This window comes from Streptomyces sp. NPDC002690 (assembly GCF_053592415.1).
In genome coordinates, this window is record NZ_JBSFVR010000459.1 from 1 (window position 1) to 5124 (window position 5124).

2 protein-coding genes and 1 pseudogene are annotated in these 5124 nt (G+C 69.6%); 2 read left to right on the forward strand and 1 reads right to left on the reverse strand.

What is annotated here, in order from left to right; genetic code table 11:
* Window positions 1-130: 130 nt before the first annotated feature.
* Entirely contained in the window at window positions 131-1240 is a 1110-nt protein-coding gene (locus ACWD3D_RS33235) for a hypothetical protein (protein WP_451464439.1), read from the forward strand.
* A gap of 1145 nt (window positions 1241-2385) precedes the next feature.
* Window positions 2386-3930 carry a pectate lyase family protein gene (locus ACWD3D_RS33240; protein WP_451464440.1) on the forward strand — a complete coding sequence of 515 codons (1545 nt, stop codon included), beginning with the start codon at window positions 2386-2388 and terminating at the stop codon, window positions 3928-3930.
* A 184-nt stretch (window positions 3931-4114) separates the two neighbouring features.
* On the opposite strand, the pseudogene ACWD3D_RS33245 reads toward ACWD3D_RS33240, so the two are convergent.
* Window positions 4115-5029 (reverse strand): annotated as a pseudogene (locus ACWD3D_RS33245) (alpha/beta hydrolase); the annotation flags it as partial.
* Window positions 5030-5124 lie beyond the last annotated feature (95 nt).

Below are 5124 nucleotides of genomic sequence, written 5' to 3' on the forward strand. Positions count from 1 at the left end.
GCCCCCGCGCCTCCCCGCGACTCCGCCGTTACCACGAGGGCGCCCTCGCGGGGACGCCCACCCATGCCCGACCCGGACCACAGCACGGACCGCACAGGCAGCATCGACCTCACCCACAGGGGGTACGTCCATGCACGTCCGCACCGCAGCACCGACGAACAGACGCGTCCGAGCCGTTCTGCTCATCATGGGCATGCTGGCCGCACTGCTGGCGGCAGCCCTTCCGACCGCGGGAACCGCGCAGGCGGCCGTCCCCGACCGCTGGGGATTCGCCTATCTGGACAACCCGACGCCCCCCTCCGGCTATGTGCCCGACCCCACCCGCCAGTGGGGCAGTTGGACCTCACCGTCCACCAATCCCGTCAAGGTCGACCAGCTCGGCCTCGGCTCGTACGTGGCGCACTTCCCGCTGATCGGGGGCACGGGCGGGATCGCCCACGCCACAGCGGTCAACAGCGCCGCGCACTGGTGCCAGATCGCCGGCTGGAAGCAGGTCGGCACCGGCGAGGACGTCTTCGTGAACTGCTACCTGCCGAGCGGCGCACCCGACAACTCCACCTTCACCGTCCTCTACACCACCAGTAGCGGTGTTCCCGTCACGCCGACCGGATCGTACGGCTACATCTACTCCGACAGCAGCGGCACGGTACTCACCCAGTACAACTCCACCGGTGCCGTGAACGCGGTGAGCAAGGGCTCGACGGGCATCTGGAAGGCGTGGCTCCCCGGCCTCGGACTGTCGGGCTACGCGGGCGACTTCCAGGTCACCGCGGTCGATCCGCAACAGGGAGCGCACTGCAAGGTGTCCGACTGGGCGCCGGGCTCCACCGGGCAGACGGCCGTGGTCGCCTGCTACGACGCGTCGGACGCCCCGTACGACGCCAAGTGGACGCTGAGCTACTCCTACCTGCGGGCGGTCCACGGGCCGGCCTTCCCGCCGAAGTCGTTCGGCTACCTCTGGTACAACGGATCGCTGCCCGCACTCACCAACTACAACTCCAGCGGCGCGACCAACACTCTCGGCGGTTCGGGGGCGCCCTTCGTTGTCACCCTGCCGGCGGTCGCCGTCCCCTCGGACACCGCGCACGCCACCGCCTACGGCAGCGGGCCGGGATACTGCGGCCTCTACGCCCCCTGGGTCCGGTCGGGCGGCACGGTACAGCTCCCCGTCAACTGCTTCGGCCCCGGCGGGACTCCGGTGAAGGCCCCGTTCTTCACCGCGTACACGTCGGCGTTCTGACCCTGCTGCTCGGCGTCGGTCCCGGGAAGGAACGGTTCCCGGGACCGACGCCGAGCCCGTGGGTGCGGGCCCGTCGGTGGACGGGAGCGCGACGGTGCGGTCCGCTGCGCAGGGCGAATGGACGCCGCCGTGAGGTCGGCGATGTCGTGGCCGGGGACCGTGGTGGCGAGGTGTGCGCTTTCCACGCGCGCTTTCCACGCGCGTGGTTGGTGGACCGGGTCGAGCCCGCGTGCGGCGCACCCCCCCGGTTGATCGGGAGCCCCGTCCGCGCGATGCGGCGGAAATTTTCGGCGTCCGCAACCGTCGGGACCAGGGGCCCGGAGGGCTTGCTCGCGCGTTCAACAGACGGGGCGGAGGCGCTCGTTCCGCCCGCCGTCGTCGCGCCGGGATTCTAGCCGGCCGACCTTGGGGGCAGCTGATGTGAGCTGCGGGTTCGTCGTTCTTCGCGTTCCCTTGGGAGATCCCTCAGCGGCATGGATTTGTTCAGGGGTGTGAACCCTGTTCGATCCGTGGGACGGCTTCGGTGAGGTGGCGCCGGGCCCGTCGTACGCGGCCGCCCTTCGCGGTGGCCCTCATTCCGTACGTGTCCGGAACCTTGTCAGCCTCGCGACAGCCGCCCTATCCTCACGTTCAGAAAGCGCTTTCCCTCTCCAGGGCCCCGTACCGGTGAACGTGAAGTCGCCTCATCCGTAGGCGACTTCGCGGGCGAGCCGCCACCTGTCCGGAACGGTGCCGCATCAGGTACGTCGCCGCGCCACGGGGTGAAGGGTGTATCGCCATGATCCATGCCCGTCACGCCGTCCGTCGTTCTCTCGACGGCGGTGGCTTCCCGTAGTGGGTGGCCGGTCGTGCCGTCGGTTCCCCGGCGGTGGTCCCCGGGTGGTGTCGACACCTCCGGGGCGGTGCGGCCGGCGGAGTGGGCGGTGGTACGGACGCGGAGATCCCGTGCCGGTGCCGCCGGTGGTACAGGCTTGTGGGCCGCGGCAGAACGGCCGACCCGATCCGACCGGTGCGAATCAAGCCCGCGCCAGGGGTGGTCGGAACGTACCCGGTGAGTGTCGGCGGGCTCGGCATGACTTCATGAATGGCATGTGCATGTCATTCATTCAACCCTCGTATTCGAAGACGAACAGAGAGAGACGAGCATGAGGAAAGCAGTCGCACTGCGACTCTCCGCGGCAGTGGCCACGGCGGCCCTGGCGGCGGCGACCGGCGTCATCGTGTCGATGCCCTCGGCATCGGCGGCGACCGGCGGCGTCACCGGCTACGCGACCCAGAACGGCGGTACCACCGGCGGGGCCGGCGGGCAGGTCGTGAAAGCGACCACGGGTACCGAGATCCACCAGGCGCTGTGCGGTCGCGCCAGCAGCAGCACCCCGATCACCATCCAGGTGGAGGGAACGATCAACCACGCCAACACCGCCAAGGTGTCGGGCGACAGCTGCAACACCGCGGCCGGTGTGATCGAGCTCAAGCAGATCAGCAACGTCACGCTCGTCGGCGTCGGCAGTGGCGCGGTCTTCGACCAACTGGGCATCCACATCCGCGAGTCCAGCAACATCATCATCCAGAACGTGACGGTCAAGAACGTCAAGAAGTCCGGCTCGCCCACCTCCAACGGCGGCGACGCCATCGGCATGGAGAGCGACGTCCGCAACATCTGGGTCGACCACTCCACCCTGGAAGCCTCGGGCGGCGAGGCCGAAGGATTCGACGGCCTCTTCGACATGAAGGACAACACGCAGTACGTGACGCTGTCCTACAGCATCCTGCGCAACTCCGGTCGTGGTGGCCTCATCGGCTCCAGCGAGACCGAACTCTCCAACGGCTTCGTCACCTTCCACCACAACCTGTACCAGAACCTCGACTCCCGCACCCCGTTGCTGCGTGGCGGCATCGCGCACATCTACAACAACTACTACGTCAACCTCAACGAGTCGGGCATCAACTCCCGCGCCGGGGCCAAGGCGAAGGTGGACAACAACTACTTCAAGGACTCCAAGGACGTCCTGGGCACCTTCTACACCGACGCGGCCGGCTACTGGCAGGTCAGCGGCAACACCTTCGACAACGTGACCTGGTCCGCCCACGCGTCCGACAACAACCCCGCGGGCCCCAACCCCACGTCCAACACCACGGTCAGCATCCCCTACTCCTACAGCCTCGACGCGACCAACTGCGTGCCGAGCATCGTCACCCAGACGGCCGGCGCCAACAAGGGCCTCCAGGTCTCGGACGGCAACTGCACGGTGACCACCCCGACCGGCAACCCCACCACGCCCACGCCGAGCCCCACCACGGCCACGCCGACCACCAACCCGACGCAGCCCAGCGGCACCAACCTCAGCCTCTCCGCCGGCGCCGACGGCTCCAGCAAAGCGAGCGGGACCAGCTACGGCAACGTCAAGGACGGCAGCCTGAGCACCTACTGGTCGCCCTCCGGCTCGACGGGCTCCGTCTCGATCAAGTGGGACGCCGCGACCGCCGTCTCCTCGATCAACATCCGCGAGGCGTCCGGCTCCAGCATCGGCTCCTGGCGGGTCCTCAACGGTGACACCGGTGCGGTCCTGACCTCCGGCAGCGGAGCGGGCACCATCTCGTTCACCAAGACCTCGCTGCGCAAGGTCACCTTCGAGATCACCAGCTCCAGCGGCACCCCGAAGGTCGCCGAGTTCGAGACCTACGCCTGACGAAGGCATCCGCCGCCCCGCGGCCGGCCACGCCCCCTAGTGGCGGCGGCCGCAGGACGGTGGATGCTCCGGCCGCCCTGCGCGGTACGAACACATGGCCGGGGGCCGTCGCATCCGACGGTCCCCGGCCAGGTGTTCGTACCCCGGGCGCGACGCGGCGGGGGTGTACGGGCCGGCTGCGCTGTCAGCCGGCCTCGCGGGCCATCGCGATCAGCCGGTCCAGCACCGCGCGGTCGGCACGCACCCCGTCGTGCGCGTAGGCGGGCGTCACCCAGGTGCGCAGGCCGCGTACCGCGGCGGCGGTGGCGAGGGACTGCTCGCGGTCCACGTACATGTCGTCCTGGTAGACGGCCGCGACGACCGGGACGGTGTTGGCGGCCAGCCGTTCGAGGTCGTAGAGCGCCGGCCAGTCGGCGCGGGCAGCGAGGTGCCCGGCCGCTTCCCGCAGGGGAACGAGCGCGGGGTCCTCGTCGAACTGCCAGGGATAGACCATTTCGCCGGTGAAGCGGAGGGGGCCCTCCGTTCCGGCGTCGAAGGCGGGGAACTCCCGGCGGACGCGGTGGGCGGACCAGTCGGTGGCCCGGCCGCCCTGGGCGTAGATCGGTTCGTGCAGCGCCGCGTACAGGGGACGTTCGGCGAAGGAGACGGCGGCGTCCACCCCCCGCAGGAAAGTGTCGGTGAGAGCCGGCCCTTCGACGCCTTGGGTGAAGGCGGTCTCCAGGAGGTAGTGGAGCCAATCGAACTTCGCCGAGGTGCCGAACATGATGCCCAGGGTCTGGAAGCGGCGGACGGTGAGGCGCTCGCCGGTCGGCATGCGGACGTCGTGTTCGGCGAGGTGCGCGGCGACCGCATCCGCGATCCGCTGGTCGGCGGGATAGCGTGCGAAGAAACGCTCGTTGTGGGCGAGGGTGCGCGCGTAGGCGGCCCGGTACACGTCGTCCGCGTGAGCGGTCAGGGTCGGCAGCCCGCCGGTGATGTACGCCCGCGCGAGACCTTCCGGGGCGAGACCGAGGTAGGTGAGGGTGGCGAAACCGCCGAAGCTCTGGCCGAGGACGCTCCACGGCTCGTCGCCCTGGAGGTGGCGGCGCAGCAGCTCGGCGCGGCAGCACCAGAACGCCCGGCAGATCCCTTGTCCAGCGGCCGAAAGTCATTGCCCGCAGGCGCGATCAACAGCCAGTGACTGTTTGAGCGTCC

Bases quoted from the DNA above. Each gene is read 5' to 3' on its own strand.
- ACWD3D_RS33235 (WP_451464439.1), top strand. From the start codon at position 131: ATGCACGTCCGCACCGCAGCACCGACGAACAGACGCGTCCGAGCCGTT.
- ACWD3D_RS33240 (WP_451464440.1), top strand. From the start codon at position 2,386: ATGAGGAAAGCAGTCGCACTGCGACTCTCCGCGGCAGTGGCCACGGCG.